Source organism: Legionella sainthelensi, from assembly GCF_900637685.1.
GTDB lineage: Bacteria > Pseudomonadota > Gammaproteobacteria > Legionellales > Legionellaceae > Legionella > Legionella sainthelensi.
The window spans coordinates 581597-598782 of record NZ_LR134388.1; the positions used below are offsets into that span (position 1 = coordinate 581597).

The following is a 17186-nucleotide window of genomic DNA, read 5'->3' on the forward strand; positions in this document are numbered from 1 at the left end:
TTAACATTAAAGCTTAAACCGGTAGCTTTCACCTTAAATTTGTGGAAAAAAAGCATTAAGTATATTGTCGTTCAAAGTTATTTATTATACTTCATGATTAATAATTACTCAATTTTTTTGTTTTACTTAAATTAATTTAATGAGATAGAGGCAAAACAAGATCTGAATCTGTCAACTCATTTTAATTCATGCTAAATTAATCATTAATTTTACATGATTGGCAAGGGATTGTAATTAGTGTTCGTTTCTAGGCATCGTACAAGAATGTTAAGTGGAGTGCTCCTCAGCGCTTTTCTTCATACATCGTGTATGGTGGGTCCAAACTTCCATTCCCCTGCACCACCAAAGGTTAAACACTATACCGAAAAACCATTACCCGATAAAACGGTAAAAACCACGGGTTCAGGAGGTCAACAGCAAGCATTTATTACCAATAAAGATATTCCATTATTGTGGTGGGAGCTTTATCGTTCTCCTGAAATCAATCAGCTAATACATACAGGCTTAGCAAACAGTCCCACTTTGGCCGCAGCATCTGCTGCCTTACGTCAGGCTGAGGAAAATTTAAAAGAGCAAATAGGCAATTCAATGTGGCCTGCCATTGATGTTTCGGATTCGATACAACGACAGCGTTATTCAGGGGTACAAATTGGCATCCCCTCGGAGAGTGTGACTTTTAGTCTTTATTATACTTCTTTTAATTTATCTTATACTTTGGATGTTTTCGGGGGGGCGCGGCGACAAATCGAGGCATTGCGAGCACAAGTTGATTATCAACAATTTGAAGTCATTGCCGCATATCTCACATTAACCTCTAACATAGTGACCACATCCATAGCGGTTGCATCTTATCAAGCACAAATTGAAGCAACTCTTGAATTGATTCAGGCAGAACAAGGAATTCTTAACTTGTTAAACAAACAATATCGTTTAGGGAGTGTTTCAAAAGAGAATGTGTTCACACAACAAACCTTATTAGAGCAATCAAAAGCAACTTTACCTCCATTACAAAAAAGCTTGTCGCAAGCAAAGCATGCATTATCTACTCTTGTCGGTGCATTTCCAGACGGGCCTTTGCCTGCTATTCGTTTAGATGGTTTAAAGTTGCCTACAGAATTACCTGTAAGTTTGCCTTCAAATCTTGTTCGTCAACGTCCCGATGTACGTGCTTCTGAGGCCTTGTTGCATGCGGCTTGTGCGCAAGTGGGTGTTGCTACAGCAAATTTATTCCCCCAATTTACTATTAGTGCTAATGAGGGATGGCTTAATACTTCCTGGTCAAATCTATATACTGCCAGAAATAATGTGTGGGCGGCAACAGGCACGGTGCTGCAACCTTTATTTCATGGAGGGGCGTTGCTCGCACAACGACGCGCAGCGATTGCTGCTTATCAACAAACCGCAGCACAATATCAGCAGATTGTGTTACAAGCATTCCAAAATGTGGCCGATGTTTTAAGAGGATTAGAGCTGGATGCGCGTGCATTACAAGCCCAAATAAGAGCTGAAGATGCAGCGCGAGCGTCTCTAAATCTTACTCTTAAACAATATCGTTTAGGTGCAGTTAGTTATATCAATTTATTAAACGCACAACAACAATACCAACAGACGCGTATTAGTCGTATTCAAGCACAAGCTACACGCTATAACGATACGGCGGCATTATTTCAGGCTTTGGGTGGCGGCTGGTGGCATAAACCTTGGTGTGTCAAAGAGTGTCTATGATGAAAGCGATTTTTTTAAAAAAACAAATGATCATTATGCTAATTGCTGTAGGTATTCTTTTTAGCCTTATTTTCGGTTGGAAAGGGTTTAGCAGCTATATGTTGAAAAAATATCTTTCCCAGATGCAAGCACCTGCAGTTACTGTTTCGACGATGAAAGTAGAGGCTTCATTATGGCAGCCTACTTTAAAAGCAGTAGGTAGCCTACGTGCCGTTCTTGGAGTCAATGTGACAACTGAGCTTGCTGGTATGGTGCAAAAAATCTATTTTAAACCGGGTTCTGCTGTGCAAAAGGGTTCTGTTTTGGTGCAATTGAACGCGGGAACTGAACTGGGACTGTTGCATTCACTGCAGGCACAAGTTGAATTAGCAAAAATTACTTACAAACGAGATAAGGCTCAATATGCAGTGCGTGCCGTAAGTAAACAAACACTAGACACCGATGAATGGAATCTGCGCAATTTGCAAGCTCAAGTTGAAGAACAAGCGGCAACCGTGGAAAAGAAAACCATACGTGCGCCTTTTTCAGGACAATTAGGTGTCAGAAACGTTAACCCTGGGCAATATCTTAATGTGGGTGATACTGTAGTCAGTTTGCAGGCTTTAGATGTTATTTATGCAGATTTCTATTTACCACAACAAGCATTGGCTCGACTCAAATTAGGACAGACAGTCAAGATGGTGACGGATACTTTTGCAAATCAAGTGTTTCAAGGAACGATTACTACGATTGAACCTAATGTGGACAGTGCAACTCGTAATGTAGAGGTCGAGGCAACTTTTTCTAATCCTGATTTCAAATTAAAGCCGGGAATGTTCACACGAGTTGAAGTGGATGTGGGAAACAAGCAGAGCTATCTTACAATACCTCAGTCAGCAATTACGTTTAATCCGTATGGAGACATTGTTTATTTGGTTAAAGACAGTGGAAAAAAGGATAATAAAAATCAACCAATTCTTGTGGTGCAACAAGTTTTTGTCACAGTTGGTGATACTCGTGGCGATCAAATTGCTGTATTAAAAGGGTTACATCAAGGGGATGTGATAGTGACCAGTGGTCAATTGAAGCTTAAAAATGGCAGTCAGGTCGTAATCAATAATCAACTACAACCCAGTAATGAAGCATCACCGAAGGTTGTTGAGAAATAATCTAAGGATTTGTCACCATGCGGTATACGGATATTTTTATTAAAAGACCAGTACTGGCTACAGTAATTAGCTTGATGCTTTTGGCTATGGGTTTACGTTCGATTAATTCTTTGCCAATCATGCAATATCCATTTACTGAAAATGCTATTGTAACAGTGACAACAACTTATACTGGTGCGGATCCTGATGTAATTGCTGGATTTATTACAACACCATTGGAAAATTCAATTGCTCAAGCGAATGGTATTGATTATATGACATCAATCAGCTCACCGAGCACAAGCACAATTACCGTAAATCTTCGTCTTAATTATGATCCATTAAAAGCATTGTCTGATATTACGACTAAAGTCAATGCAGTGCTCAATCAGCTACCTAAAAACTCACAGCAACCAGTAATCACTGTCTCAGTAGGTCAAACAATTGACTCCATGTATATTGGATTTTATAGCGATGAGTTACCCATCAATAAAATTACCGATTATATAATCCGCGTGGTACAGCCTAAACTTCAAGCAGTAAATGGGGTACAAAATGCGCAAATTCTTGGAAACCAAACCTTTGCTTTACGAGCTTGGTTAGATCCAGTTAAGCTGGCTGGTTATGGAATTTCAGCAGCAGAAATTGGTGCCGCTTTAGCGAATAACGACTTTATTTCCGCGGTAGGACGTACTGACGGTCAAATGTTTATCCAAAACTTAACTGCCAGTACTAATTTAACCGATGTGAATCAATTTAAGAAAATGATTATTAAAGCCCAAAATGGGGCTATAATCCATTTGGAGGATGTGGCCACTGTTTCTTTGGGAGCGCAAAACTATAATTCCTCCGTAAGTTTTGATGGGCGAACAGCGGTTTATGTTGGTATTGTGGTTGCGCCTTCAGCTAATCTTTTAACAGTAATCGATGATATAAAAAAATATTTCCTACGATTCAGGAACAATTGCCTCAAGGTTTAAACGGAAAAATTGTTTATGATGCGAGTTTATTTGTTCATTCATCAATTCATGAGGTTATTGTTTCCCTTTTGGAAGCATTTCTTATTGTAACAGCTGTTATTTTTCTATTTTTAGGATCTATGCGTTCGGTTCTCATTCCAATTGTTGCTATTCCTTTGTCTCTTATTGGCGCATTCTGGATTATGCTTATTTTGGGATATTCGATTAACCTTCTTACCTTGTTGGCTTTGGTACTAGCAATTGGTTTAGTAGTTGATGATGCCATTATCGTTGTCGAAAACGTGCAGCGTCATATAGAAGAAGGACAAACTCGATTAAAGGCAGCGTTGTTAGGTGCGCGTGAATTAGCTAATCCAATTATTGCGATTACAATTGTTTTAATTGCAGTTTATTTACCTATTGGTTTTATGGGAGGATTGACTGGCGCTTTATTTACGGAATTTGCTTTTTCTCTTGCAGGCGCGGTCACCGTTTCAGCGATTATTGCTCTTACTTTATCGCCGATGATGTGTTCCAAATTGCTCAAGATTGGAAATGGAGGTGCCAAAGGAAGTTTTATGGCGTATGTGGATAGCTTATTTGCAAAATTGGAGCGGTTTTATGAGCGCATTTTAGCTTCTACTTTAAACCATTTGTCTGTTGTTGTTGTCTTTGCGATAATTATTCTTGCAAGCAATTATTTTCTTTTTATTACCTCCGCTTCTGAATTAGCGCCACAAGAAGATCTTGGGGTGATCATTGCTCAAGTCACTGCGCCAGCAAATTCTTCATTAGCTCAAACCAAGATGTATGCCGATGAAGTAGGCAAAATTTTCAAAAAGTACTCAGAAACGGATCATATTTTTCAAGTTGATGGCGCTCAGGGATTAAATACCTCTATTATTGGTATGGTCTTAAAGCCTTGGGATCAGCGTCAACGAACAACAAATCAACTGCAACCGTTGATTCAAAAAGAACTTAAGCAAATTGCTGGTGCTAAAGTAGCCGCATTCCAACTGCCGTCATTACCCGGGGGAGGAAGTGGACTGCCAATTCAATTTGTTATTACAACGACTGAATCATTTGAAAACCTGAATGTGGTGTTACAAGGTATTTTAGATAAAGCGTATCGTTCGGGTATTTTTGCCTATATTGATCCCGATCTTAAAATCGATCAAATTCAAACTAAGGTTAATTTAGATCGTGATAAAATTGCGGAATTTGGTTTAACCATGCAAGATATTGGCAATTTATTTGGGTCTGCTTTAAGCGAAGGATATATTAATTATTTTAATTATGCAGGTCGTTCTTATCAAGTGATTCCTCAGGTGAAGAGAGAAAGTCGATTAAATACAGATGAACTATTGAATTATTATATTAAGACTTCTTCTGGGGCTTCTGTCCCTCTGTCTACTGTCGCGGACTTACAACGACAAATTGTCCCTGAATCGCTAAACCATTTCCAGCAACTTAATTCAGCGACAATTTCAGCAGTTGCGTTTCCCGGAGTGACTATGGGGCATGCGTTAGAGACCTTAGCCAATATTGCCAATGAGACTTTACCTCAAGGTTATTACATTGACTATGGTGCCCAATCACGCCAATTTGTTCAAGAAGGAGCCAACCTCATTTTTACCTTTTTCTTTGCTTTAATTATTATCTTTTTGGCATTATCAGCCTTATTTGAAAGTTTTCGTGATCCTCTTATTGTTTTGATTAGCGTGCCTATGTCCATTTGTGGCGCAATGATCTTTGTGAGTCTAGGTATTGGCCACGCTACGCTTAATATCTACAGTGAAGTGGGCCTTGTTACTTTAATTGGTTTGATCAGCAAGCACGGTATTTTAATTGTCCAATTTGCCAATGACTTACAAGCTGAAGGACAAAAAAAATTAGCGGCAATTAAGGCGGCCGCGGCGATACGTCTACGCCCTATTTTAATGACTACTGCAGCAATGGTATTAGGTGTTATCCCTTTAATTTTTGCAACGGGAGCAGGCGCAGAAAGTCGTTTTAATATTGGTTTGGTTATTGCAATGGGAATTTCAATTGGAACTTTATTTACGCTTTTTGTTGTTCCCTCTATGTATTTATTGTTAGCAGCAGATCATGCGAAAAGAGCAACCCCTGAAGACGAAGAATTTTTATGATTTGCATTGAATAAAGACGAGCTATTTAGATAAAAATAACACAGCAATCTATGTATAGTACCCGAAATGATTAAACCCCACGTATCGCCACGATGATCCATTAACTATTTGCTTCAAATGGATAGTAAACATGCTCAGCTCAAGCGGTCCGCATCATAGTTAATAAATCATTTAAGCCGTAGGCGTTGTAATAAGGGTTGGCGCTTCGTATTTTTTTGTCACATCCCTTGTTGGTACGGAAGCAAACAAACCAAAGCGCTTTGTCAGTTCACTTATTTCAGGAGGGTGATGTACTGCATTATTAACACCATCTAAAAGTTTTTTGCGGGTTGGCGTGTATAAATGCAATGCCTCTAACAAAGATAAGAAACATATTTTTAAGAAATTAAAACTAAAGGTATCTGTTTGTCTATGTTTAAGAATGATGCGTTCAAAGTTAGGATTCTTAACTTTGTTTTGAATCAGATCCAAACGCTCTTTTACCTCTAAATTGGGATTTTCAGCAATGTCTTCAAGTTCTTTAATGCATTTGCTTTTCTGGTTTAAGGTTGTTTCACTTTCAAATAAAGAATTATTTTTTTGTATTTGTACCGTAGAATAACTAAAATAATTTTTAAATTGAGCTAAAGCAACCCGGACTGAATCAAGATGATAGTATTCGGCATAATGTCTTTTTTCAAAAAGACTAATTTTTTCTTTCAACCGTTTTTGTATGTTGAAATTAATATCGTTTGCTGTTTTTGATTCAGCGATGATTTCATTTCTGAAATTAAGTAAGTATTTTTCTAACTTAGCTTGATATTCTTTGTCGGTGTACTGCAGGCCAATGTGTCGATTGCAATAAAGTGTAAAATGTTTATCAAATGATTCTGTAGTATATTGTTCCACAAATGCAATATTTTCCTTTTGTTGAACTTTAACTAAATCAGTAAGATAAGTTAACTTTTCTTCCGCAGTAGCCAGTCGCATTTCATGGGTAGCTTTTAAACCTAGATAGTAATGGTGGCTTGCTTTGATTAATGCTTCGATTTGAGTGAAATGAGGAGCATAATCTTTAAGTCCAGCATTACAGAGATTATCAAGTGTAAGATCCTCTGGATACTCACTAGGTTCAATATTAATTTTTTTATCATGTTTTAATTTTGCAATTTTTGGGAGTGCTTTTTGGTAGGCTTTCCGTAAATTCTCTTTGTCATTATTTAATTCTTGTTGTGATGGAAAAAGACTTTCAGGATCAAGATATACAAGATAACGTTGGTATAGATCTTCAATATCATTATATTCTTTCTCTAAATTTTTTAAATATTTTTTCGCACTTTTAATTTGATTGTTCGTCAGAACCGTTCTTTTATTTAAGGGGGCTTTATCACAAACAAGCGATAGATGTGTTTTAGAATCTAGGCCAAATGGATGCAGCAATCCCTTAAAAAATTCATTGGTTATTTGCCTTAAAGGTTCTGATAATTTCCCTGGCTCTAATCCTAATCTGTTTTCCCAAAGATCTGCTTCAAGAAGCATGGGAGTAAATACAGTCGAATGCATTTGGTTTATGTTATTTAGCACTGCATCGTGAGAAGTCGTTGTGAATTCATTGAGTTTTTGGGTTAGCTCTTGGTACAGATAAATCATGTTTGGTGTTTGCAGAAACAATTTGAAGTAAGAGTCAGAGCTGTTTATTAGGTTTTCAATGAATAAAGTCGCTTTTTTAGCGCGAATATGTAAGTCGTTGAGTTCTTCTGTAGTTAGGTAATTCGTATTTTTTAATGCTCTTATGTGTTTAGGTCCTATATAAAAGGCATTAAGAACATACCAAAGTGCATTATATTGTACATTAGGAGAGCCATAATGGACCTGTTCTGGACCAACTTGGTATGCATCAGATTGCTCTTGTATAGTTGCATATAGATTTTGTGCTTTGTCCTGTAGTTCGCGGGCAATGAATCCAAGGTGAGGATCAGCAACCAAGCGCTGAGTTAATTTAATGATTTCATTAACATGTCCATAGGCTTGTAACAAATAATATACATAAAGACTTTTAGCACTTTTATTATTTAATTTTTCTAATTCAAGAACAATGCCTTCCAGATGGTACATACTGTTAAATATATCTTTTAAAGCACACACTTGTTTGCTTTGTGCTAATCTTTGGTTGTCATCCTCCATTTCGGGGAAAGGCACCCCTGATTGTCGAGGCTTTAACTCGGCTCTCATTGCTTTATTAAACAGTTTTGTAATTTCAAATAAGGATGATCTAAACTTACGAATGGCTTCTGAGTAATTAGTATGTGGAATGACATAATGAGCTCGTTTATTCGTTTTTGGATCCAGCTCTAGGTCATTGGAATCGTTTTCAAGAGTAAACTTTTCTTGTGCCAAATCATAATAAGTTTGGGCTCTTCCTTGCCAGTTTTTATGGGTTCTACTAAAAAAATCTTGAAAAAGGCGATCTAAGTCTCTGAATGTTTGGGTTGAAGGCTTATCTTGGCTACTTATCTTTCCATTTGATAATAAAGCCACAATATATTTATCCAGGTTTAACGCATCTTCCCTTCTTTCTACTGGAACAGCACTAATGAGATAGGATTGGAAAATACTATAAAGATTGCGACATTGCTCTTTTACTTCGGGCTCAAGATGATCAAGAAGCAGTCTTTTTCCGCTGATTTTAGGCTTTATAAGCTCTATAAATTGAAGATATGCATTGCGAACAACTAAAAATTTAGTATGTTTATTTAGATACCACTGCCACATATCAAGCGCTTGATCCGCGCTTAATTGTTCAGGATTTTGAAGTATTTTATTACTGTTTTCTGTTTTAAAACGAAGTTTTGCATCTTGCTCGCGTTTAAGCTTTAAGTCTTTTGATTCGTCTTCAGACAGAAAACTTTTTTTCGAGAAGTCATAATAAAATTCACTTTTATCTTTCCATTTGGTAAAGAATTCTTTATCTTTTTTCTCTTTCGATTTTTCAAAGAACTCCAAAATTTCTTTATCCAATCGCAAAAATAAAGAAGTAGAGGGCGCATCTAAAATATCTAATGGTTTATTAGCAAATAAATCTGCTAAATATTGCTCAAAATTTTGCGCTGATTCTTTAAACTTAGGTGATACCACTAATTTGAAATAAGGTTTAAAAATTTGATACAAATTTTGGCACTGTCTTTTTACATCCTCATCAAGATTGGTCAGAAGTAGGTTGCTGCCGTAAAACTCTGGCTTTAGTTCAATTTGTTTTTTGATAAGTTGTGAAAACTGAGTATAAGCAGATTGAACTTGTTGAAGTTCACTTTTGTTAGACCACTCATAATTAATTTGATTAAAAAAATCCTGAATGTTTTTATCAACGGTTAGAAAAAGCGTTGTCTTTGGAGCGTGTGTATTTGTTTTGTTTGCAAAAAAATCAGTCAAATGTTGCTCTAGATTTTTGGCCGCATCCTGATGTTGGGGCGAGGTAAACGCACAAAGATAAGGCTGAAAGATGTTATATAAATTTTGACATTCTGTTTGTAATGTACCTTCAAGCTTATTTAATGTTAAGTTGTTCTCCAGATCAGGGTGTGCTGTTATTTGTCTTTTTACTATTTGGGCAAAACGATTATAGGCATTTTGTATGCGTTGAAATTCGGCTTTTGTAAGCTTGGCTTTTTTATTGATGTCTTTTTCAATTTGCAGTGGTCTGGATTCATCAAGAGTATAGACACTTTCTTTTTCACTGTAAGGAAATAGAAATAACTTGGTGTTTTTATGGACTGACTCAATGAGATCTTTGTTTAACTTAATATGAAAAACCTGGCTGTTTTCAGCTTTAGTAATTAAATCTTCCATAGCCTTTTGTTTTTCTAAAACAAAGTGAATATGGTCTGTGGGGTACTGTCTTCGAATCCAACGCCATTGTCTTTTCAGATAAGAGTTCCAGCCCTCTTTTTCTGCACCGAGCTTTTCAATGATCAATGCATTTAAGTCAATGTCTAGTTTAGACATATAAGGGCTAATCAATTTATAATTTTTTATCAGTTCATTTTTTACCTCGGTGGGAAACTGATACAAACGAAAATCTTTATAACGAGGATCATTGAGTATTGCGAAAAATTCGGAGCAGGCTTTTTGTGCTTTTTGTATTTTGTACAATGCCTTATTCGCCTTATCAATCCGCTTGTAAGACATTTCTAATCTTAACTCGATAAAGCGTGGATCTTCAATTTCAAGTAGTTCTGCTCCCTGAGTTTTAAAGTCGACTGCCTTTTTAGGTAGATAAAGTATTGCCTCGTAGAGTAATTTGATTTTTTCCATCAAGGGAACTGATAATGTTCCCGGTTTTAACATGGCATTATCTTCAATTTTGTCGACTAACCCAAATAAAGTGGGTATCAGGCTATATTTTAAATGAGCTAACTTATCACGTACTAAATCTTGGGACGAATCGCTAAGTTCGCCAATTTGTTCCAAAGAACTCATTGATAAGGTGATAATATTGCGAATGATATGGATATAATTTAAGAACTTAAGTGAAACAAAAACACTGCCTCCTTTTAAATTCTCTAAATCATTTAATAAGTGAAGGGCTGCATCTTGTAACTCATCTAACTTTTTCTTATTAAGCTTAGGTTCTGATTCTTTAATTTGGGATGAAAACTGTTGGATATGCTGGGTTAACTTATCAATGTAACTTGGCAGGACGGCACTAAATTGAGTTAGAAAATTATAGTCTACATCCCCGTCAAGTGGGCGCATTTGATCGACTGCAATCCCCGCTACTTGACCTGCATTGTAAGCCAATGGTTGGGGTTGCAATGCTTCTACTATAGCCTTTTGTTCCTCTGCATGATTTTCTGCAAAATGTTGGATTTGACTAAATAATGGCAAGATAACGGCTAATTCTTCACTAAACATGTCTTTCAAATCGACATCTAGATGGGTCAGCAAAAAGCTTGCTTCGTATGCTGAATCAACTGTCTTATCCCACAGTGATTTCAAATCAGTATAAGGTTGCTTTCTAACATCGGCGTTTTCCAAATCTATAAAGGTTCGACGCCCATGATACAGTGCATTAATGAGTTTCTTGATTTGAGAAATGTTATCGGGATCAAGGGAGTAATCAGTAAAGGGAGCCCATTGAATATGACCTTTTCTTGCAACAGCTGAAAGTATGTTAGGCCTAAGTGCATTTAATATAAATGGATGGGTATGCTTCTTTTTCGCGGTTATTTCGATAATTTCAGGCATCAATGACTCTAAGTCTTTAAAAGAAAGATTAGAGTTAGGGTTCACCTTCAGTTCTTCTTTTTTTATGAGGCCAGTTACTGTTTTTCCATTGGGATCAAGCACTGTATATTCAAATCCATTATCCAACATACGAACATAAAACAAACCTTTTTGAGGCTTTACTTGGTCAGACATTAAGGCAAGATTGTATTTAAAAGGAGAGGGGGCTGTAGGCTCTTCTAAGACTGCATTTTTAATTGTTTCGCCATTGGGGGCTATTACCGAATAGGCAATTTTTCCTTCGTGCTCCCGAACATAGAGTTTACCGGGCTCTAATTTTGTTTCATCAGTCATGAAACAAAGTTCATAGCGTGGAAAAAAAGGAATTAAGCGTGGACTAACATGTTTACTGTAGAGAATTTCAAATAATTTTGCATCAATGCGTTCTAATAGTTTTGATATCTGGTTTCGTTTAAATGACTCTAATAATTTTATATATTCTTCAATCATTACAGATACCCAAAAGATTTGATCTCAAGCATTTTACAAAACAATACTTAAGTCAGTATTAAGAATATTTCAGTTTGGCAATATTTTCATCTAAAATTATCGATAAATCAATGAATCGACGTAAAAAAGTCAGTTGACCTACTTGCAGTAGCGTATGGATTCAGGCTGAGTTTTTAGAAAATAGAGATAGGGCAATCACATTAAGAACGAACTTTCACGGAGAGTTCTAAAATAAAATCCGCTACCTTTTCATGAAAGGCCGGATAATCGGTGAACGCGTTTATGTGGATCGGTTTGGTAACCCTTTCTCCTGAAGCTTTTGATTCTTGTATCATCGTTTCAACTAATGCGCCTTCGGAGCAGATAAAATAGACATCTGATTCTGGCCTGCGCAAAAAATGGGCTTGGAAGGATTTAAAGGCAAGAGACAGCTGACATTGTTTTTGGTTGGCATGATAAAAACCATGCAAACCTCCGGCGAGATCAGCACCAACCGAAAGAGCACCAAAATACATGGAGTTTAAATGATTACGGCTCCGTCGATTCAAAGGTAAACAAATGATTATTTCTGTATCGTCAAGTTTTATGATGCGGGGTTTTAAATAGCCAATCATCGGTACTTTAAAACGGCCGAACCTCCAGAGAAAAAACTTAAAATGAGTCAGGACATTCATGGATTATCCTTTTTTACCATATCAACACTTTGAATAATAAAACGATCAAAAGGTTTTGTGACTATCATGGAAAAGGCAACCATTTCATTTAATTCGGAAACCAGGACAACTGAATCAACCCGCCAATAGCGGACTCCATTAGAAACTCCTTCACTTTCAACAAAGGGTTCCTTGGCAAATTTAGGGTGAAGGGTAAGATGTTGTTCCCTTACAATTTTTACGTATCCCCCTAAGAATACGAATACAGCATTCCAGGCGTTATCTGAATAATTTTTACGAAATTCCACATGGTCCTTGAATCGAAAATTGTAGTCTATGGACAGAGTATTCAGGATAATTTGTTTTACCCACTGGCACACTTCAGCATCAGTTTGCGCATAGAGGTTGAATGAGGAAGTAACAAGTACCAGGTATAAGAGTGTTCTTTGTAAAAGAGATTTCATTTTAAAATCCTTTTTTAGTTCAAAATTAATGATTTATGTATTCATTGTAGCATAATTAGGAGTTACAAATGCCTACAAAATAAACTTAAATCCCTGATAAAAACAGTCTAAAAAAAACGAACTACTAGAGCAGATACTTAATTGGGTTAAATGCTCCACATTTTTATCGTATTATCTTATAATTTACCCTCTTTAAGTAAAAAAACAATAGGCTACTTTTAAGTCATTGATTGAATTATATGCATGTTATCTCGATACGGGGCGCAAGAACCCACAATTTAAAAAATCTCGACTTGGATTTACCACGAGATAAAATGATCGTCATTACAGGGTTATCTGGTTCAGGTAAGTCTTCTTTGGCTTTTGATACTTTGTATGCGGAGGGACAGCGCCGTTATGTAGAATCTTTATCCGCGTATGCCCGACAATTTTTGGCTATGATGGAAAAGCCTGATGTTGATTCCATTGAGGGTTTATCCCCCGCAATTTCAATCGAGCAAAAGGCAACTTCTCATAATCCTCGTTCTACAGTTGGGACTATTACTGAAATTTATGACTATTTAAGGTTACTTTATGCTCGAGTAGGAGAGCCTCGCTGCCCGACTCATCATGAGAGTTTACATGCACAAACCATTAGTCAAATGGTGGATCAGGTTTTGGCGTTACCTCCTGATAGTAAAGTGATGATTTTGGCCCCAGTAGTACGTGAACGTAAAGGAGAACAGGTTCAGCTTTTACAGCAGTTACAAGCCCAAGGTTATGTGCGAGCCCGTATTGATGGTGAACTTTATGAATTGGATGCTCCCCCTAAATTGGGTTTACGTACAAAACATACTATAGAAGTAGTGGTAGATCGTTTTAAAGTGAGGCCAGAAATTGCCCAACGATTAAGTGAGTCATTTGAAAATGCTTTAAATTTAGCCGAAGGTCTCGCTCTTGTCGCCTCCATGGATAATCAATTTAATGAACTGGTGTTCTCTTCAAAATTTGCATGCCCTGAATGTGGCTATAGTCTTAGTGAATTAGAACCAAGACTTTTTTCTTTTAATAATCCGGTGGGTGCGTGCCCTAGCTGTGATGGGCTGGGTGTGGATCAATTTTTTGATCCCGAACGAGTGGTTCATGATCAAACGGCTAGTTTAGCTGAGGGTGCTATTCGTGGTTGGGATAAAAAAACCACCTATTATTATTCAATGCTGGAATCACTGGCGGTCCATTATGGGTTTGATACAAATACCTCTTTTTGTGATTTGCCTGAAAAAATGCGTCATATTATTTTATATGGAAGCGGACAGGAGCTTATTGAGTTTCATTATCACAGGCCTAGCGGCGGACAAATGGTAAAGCGTCATGCATTTGAAGGTATTATTCCCAACATGCAACGTCGTTATCGTGAATCTGATTCAGGAATGATTCGTGAAGAACTTGCCAAATACTTGTCGTCTAGACCTTGTTTGAGCTGCCAAGGTGCACGATTACGCGTTGAGGCACGCCATGTCTTTATTGATAATAAAAATTTACCTGAAATTACTGCCTATTCAATTGAGAACGCTTATGATTTTTTTAAAAATTTGCGTATGACCGGATACAAAGGTGAGATTGCAGCAAAAATAAACAAGGAAATTGTTGAGCGATTAGGTTTTCTTGTGAATGTAGGTTTGGATTATCTTTCATTAGCTCGTAGTGCTGAAACGTTATCAGGGGGGAAGCACAACGCATTCGTTTAGCCAGTCAAATTGGTTCGGGACTTGTTGGTGTGATGTATATTCTGGATGAGCCATCTATAGGCTTACATCAACGCGACAATGATCGATTATTAAAAACCTTAATGCACTTAAGAAATCTGGGGAACACCGTAATTGTTGTTGAACACGATGAAGATGCTATTCGGAATGCTGATTTTGTTTTAGATATAGGTCCTGGTGCAGGCGTACATGGAGGTGAAATTGTTGCTTATGGCACACCTCAAGAGGTGATGCAAAATCCAGCTTCATTAACGGGTCAATATCTATCAGGAAAACAGTCAATTTCTATTCCGGCCGCTCGATTAGCCGTTAATCCAGACAAAATGATCCATTTAAAAGGGGTTGTTTGTAATAATTTACTGAGTGTCGATGTGAGTATTCCTTTAGGTTTAATAACCTGTATTACGGGAGTCTCTGGTTCAGGTAAATCCAGTTTGATTAATGATACTTTATATCCAAGTGCGGCAAATTTGTTAAATAGAGCGAGTTTATATACTCCAGGAGCAGCTAAAGAAATTTTAGGATTAAATTTGTGTGATAAAGTGATCGATATTGACCAAAGCCCAATTGGGAGGACTCCTCGCTCTAATCCTGCTACATATACAGGTATCTTCACCCATATTAGAGAATTATTTGCTGCTACTCCTGAGTCCCGTGCCCGTGGCTACCAGCCAGGACGTTTTAGTTTTAATGTACGCGGTGGCCGTTGTGAGGCATGTCAGGGAGATGGACTTATTAAAGTTGAAATGCACTTTCTTCCTGATATTTATGTTTCCTGTGATGTATGCAAAGGCAAGCGTTATAATAGAGAAACATTGGACATTCAATATAAGGGAAAAAATATTCATGAAGTTTTAGAAATGACGGTTGAGGATGCGAGCCATTTCTTTTCAGCGATTCCTGCATTAGCTAGGAAATGCCAAACATTGATGGATGTCGGTTTGTCTTATATAAAACTGGGGCAAAGTGCAACAACTCTTTCTGGAGGAGAGGCACAACGTATCAAGTTATCCCGCGAATTATCCAAACGAGGTACGGGAAGCACTTTGTACATACTTGATGAACCAACCACTGGTTTACATTTTCACGATACCAAGCAGTTATTGGCTGTTCTATTTCGTTTGCGCGAGCAGGGGAACACCGTTATTATCATTGAACATAATTTGGACGTGATTAAAACGGCAGATTGGATTATTGATCTGGGGCCTGAAGGCGGCAGTAAAGGCGGTCGTATTGTAGCTACAGGCACTCCCGAGCAAGTAGCTGAATGTGAGCAGTCCTACACAGGGCAATTTTTGAAACCCATTTTGCGAGTATAACAAAACCTATTAACGCAAATTAAGCGTCTATTACATCGAATTTTTTGAAATGATGATACAGGTAAAAACTTAGAGGTAAAAGTAAGGCCCATGTAATTCCTACAGAAAAATAAAAGGGGTAAGTTCGTTCGATAACCACTATATTGCATGTGGCACCAATTTTGTAAGCAAATGGCATCAAAAAAAGAGTAAGCAAAAACCAAGTGAAATAATAGCGTGTCAATTTTTCATTAAGAATAATCAAATTTAAGCCAAAACTTAACCAGATACATATCATCCATGGAGCTGTGAAATAAGGAGCAAAAGGGTTAGCTTTAAAATAAATATAGTTTTGGTGCAGCCAAATTGTATCGGTAATAGAACCAATCAAGCCAATAAAAAGGGCAAAATAAAGCGCTTTTAAGTAAGGTAGGCGATTAATTAATTGCCAACTAATTTGTACGGCAATAATTAAAAAACCAATGATGGGTCCAAGGTATATGTCGTTTTGTGCTGCAAAATAAAAGCAGGCTATCCAACATAAATAGTAGGATAGAAAATGGATACACCACCCGAGTTTATTGTTATTCATTGATTTATCTCATTTTATAATCCGTTGCTAGTCAACTCTATTTTACAGGAATTAATTCATTTATTTCTTTACTAAAAATAGATAAAAGTGTAGAAACGTAGCCTTGGTTATACTGTTTTTTTTATAATTTTCGGTCTATAACTTAATTGTAGGAAATTTTGCATAGGATATAGAAATGAGTACTTTTTTATTGTTCTGATAGTTATAGTAGTCCTGATCCTGATATGGGCTATTAGTATCTACAATACTCTAATTCAGTTTATTGAAGCAATTAATAATGATAAAAAACAAATTGATATCCAACTGGATCGTCGTTTTAAAGTATTTGAGTCTTTAATTGAGGCTGTAAAAAAATATATGGATTACGAACAAACTACTTTAAAAGATGTAGTTGCTTTACGTAATCAGGCTCAAGCAGCAAAAGCCACAGGGGACGAACAGGGACGTATTGCTGCAGAAAATCAAATCTCTCAAATTGCATCGGGTCTTAATGTGGTATTTGAGCGATATCCTGATTTAAAGGCAAGTCAAAATGTGATGCAATTACAAGAGGAAATAGTCAACACCGAAAATAAATTAGCTTATTCGAAACAAGCATATAACGACGCTATAGAACGTTATAACGCTAAGAAAAAATCATTTTTTGAATCAATAATCGTATCAATATTTTCTTCTTCCTTAGATAAGGACTTTGTTTATTGGGGACTTTCCGAGGAGCAAATTAAAGTTAAAGAAGACTATACCGTAAAATTTTGAGTTTA

The 17186-nt window shown here is 36.9% G+C and carries 7 protein-coding genes and 2 pseudogenes; 5 read left to right on the forward strand and 4 right to left on the reverse strand.

What is annotated here, in order from left to right:
• Window positions 1–237 precede the first annotated feature (237 nt).
• From EL220_RS02615 to EL220_RS02625, 3 genes and pseudogenes are all read left to right on the forward strand, one after another.
• Window positions 238–1725 (forward strand): efflux transporter outer membrane subunit, encoded by a 1488-nt coding sequence (locus tag EL220_RS02615; RefSeq protein WP_232002584.1) that lies wholly within the window; start codon window positions 238–240, stop codon window positions 1723–1725.
• Window positions 1725–2873: an efflux RND transporter periplasmic adaptor subunit gene (locus EL220_RS02620; RefSeq protein ID WP_035905971.1), complete on the forward strand. Its 1149-nt coding sequence runs from the start codon at window positions 1725–1727 to the stop codon at window positions 2871–2873. Before EL220_RS02615 ends, EL220_RS02620 begins: the two co-directional genes overlap by 1 nt.
• A 17-nt stretch (window positions 2874–2890) precedes the next feature.
• Window positions 2891–5961 (forward strand): annotated as a pseudogene (locus EL220_RS02625) (efflux RND transporter permease subunit).
• Window positions 5962–6132: 171 nt separating this feature from the next.
• On the opposite strand, the gene EL220_RS02630 reads toward EL220_RS02625, so the two are convergent.
• The 3 genes from EL220_RS02630 to EL220_RS02640 all read right to left on the reverse strand — a co-directional run bounded on the left by EL220_RS02630 (window position 6133) and on the right by EL220_RS02640 (window position 12790).
• A complete protein-coding gene (locus tag EL220_RS02630) occupies window positions 6133–11673 on the reverse strand; it encodes a hypothetical protein (protein ID WP_027270740.1) in 5541 nt (1846 codons plus the stop codon).
• A 200-nt stretch (window positions 11674–11873) separates the two neighbouring features.
• A complete protein-coding gene (locus EL220_RS02635; protein WP_027270741.1) occupies window positions 11874–12347 on the reverse strand; it encodes a PaaI family thioesterase in 474 nt (157 codons plus the stop codon).
• Entirely contained in the window at window positions 12344–12790 is a 447-nt protein-coding gene (locus tag EL220_RS02640; protein WP_027270742.1) for a hypothetical protein, read from the reverse strand. The genes EL220_RS02635 and EL220_RS02640 overlap by 4 nt, the downstream gene beginning before the upstream one ends.
• Window positions 12791–13029: 239 nt before the next feature.
• On the opposite strand from EL220_RS02640, the pseudogene uvrA reads away from it, so the two are divergent.
• Window positions 13030–15854: pseudogene (gene uvrA / locus EL220_RS02645) on the forward strand (excinuclease ABC subunit UvrA).
• Between the two features lie 19 nt (window positions 15855–15873).
• Here the strand turns inward: uvrA and EL220_RS02650 are convergent.
• Window positions 15874–16425 (reverse strand): DUF2878 family protein, encoded by a 552-nt coding sequence (locus EL220_RS02650; protein ID WP_027270744.1) that lies wholly within the window; start codon window positions 16423–16425, stop codon window positions 15874–15876.
• A 162-nt stretch (window positions 16426–16587) separates the two neighbouring features.
• On the opposite strand from EL220_RS02650, the gene EL220_RS02655 reads away from it, so the two are divergent.
• The gene (locus EL220_RS02655) at window positions 16588–17181 is read left to right on the forward strand and encodes a LemA family protein (RefSeq protein WP_128130812.1); all 594 of its coding nucleotides are present in this window, start codon (window positions 16588–16590) and stop codon (window positions 17179–17181) included.
• The last annotated feature ends 5 nt before the right edge of the window (window positions 17182–17186 follow it).

Coding starts and splice junctions, on each gene's coding strand:
- EL220_RS02620 (WP_035905971.1), top strand. CDS start 1,725: ATGAAAGCGATTTTTTTAAAAAAACAAATGATCATTATGCTAATTGCT.
- EL220_RS02640 (WP_027270742.1), bottom strand. CDS start 12,790: ATGAAATCTCTTTTACAAAGAACACTCTTATACCTGGTACTTGTTACT.
- EL220_RS02630 (WP_027270740.1), bottom strand. CDS start 11,673: ATGATTGAAGAATATATAAAATTATTAGAGTCATTTAAACGAAACCAG.
- EL220_RS02650 (WP_027270744.1), bottom strand. CDS start 16,425: ATGAATAACAATAAACTCGGGTGGTGTATCCATTTTCTATCCTACTAT.
- EL220_RS02635 (WP_027270741.1), bottom strand. CDS start 12,347: ATGAATGTCCTGACTCATTTTAAGTTTTTTCTCTGGAGGTTCGGCCGT.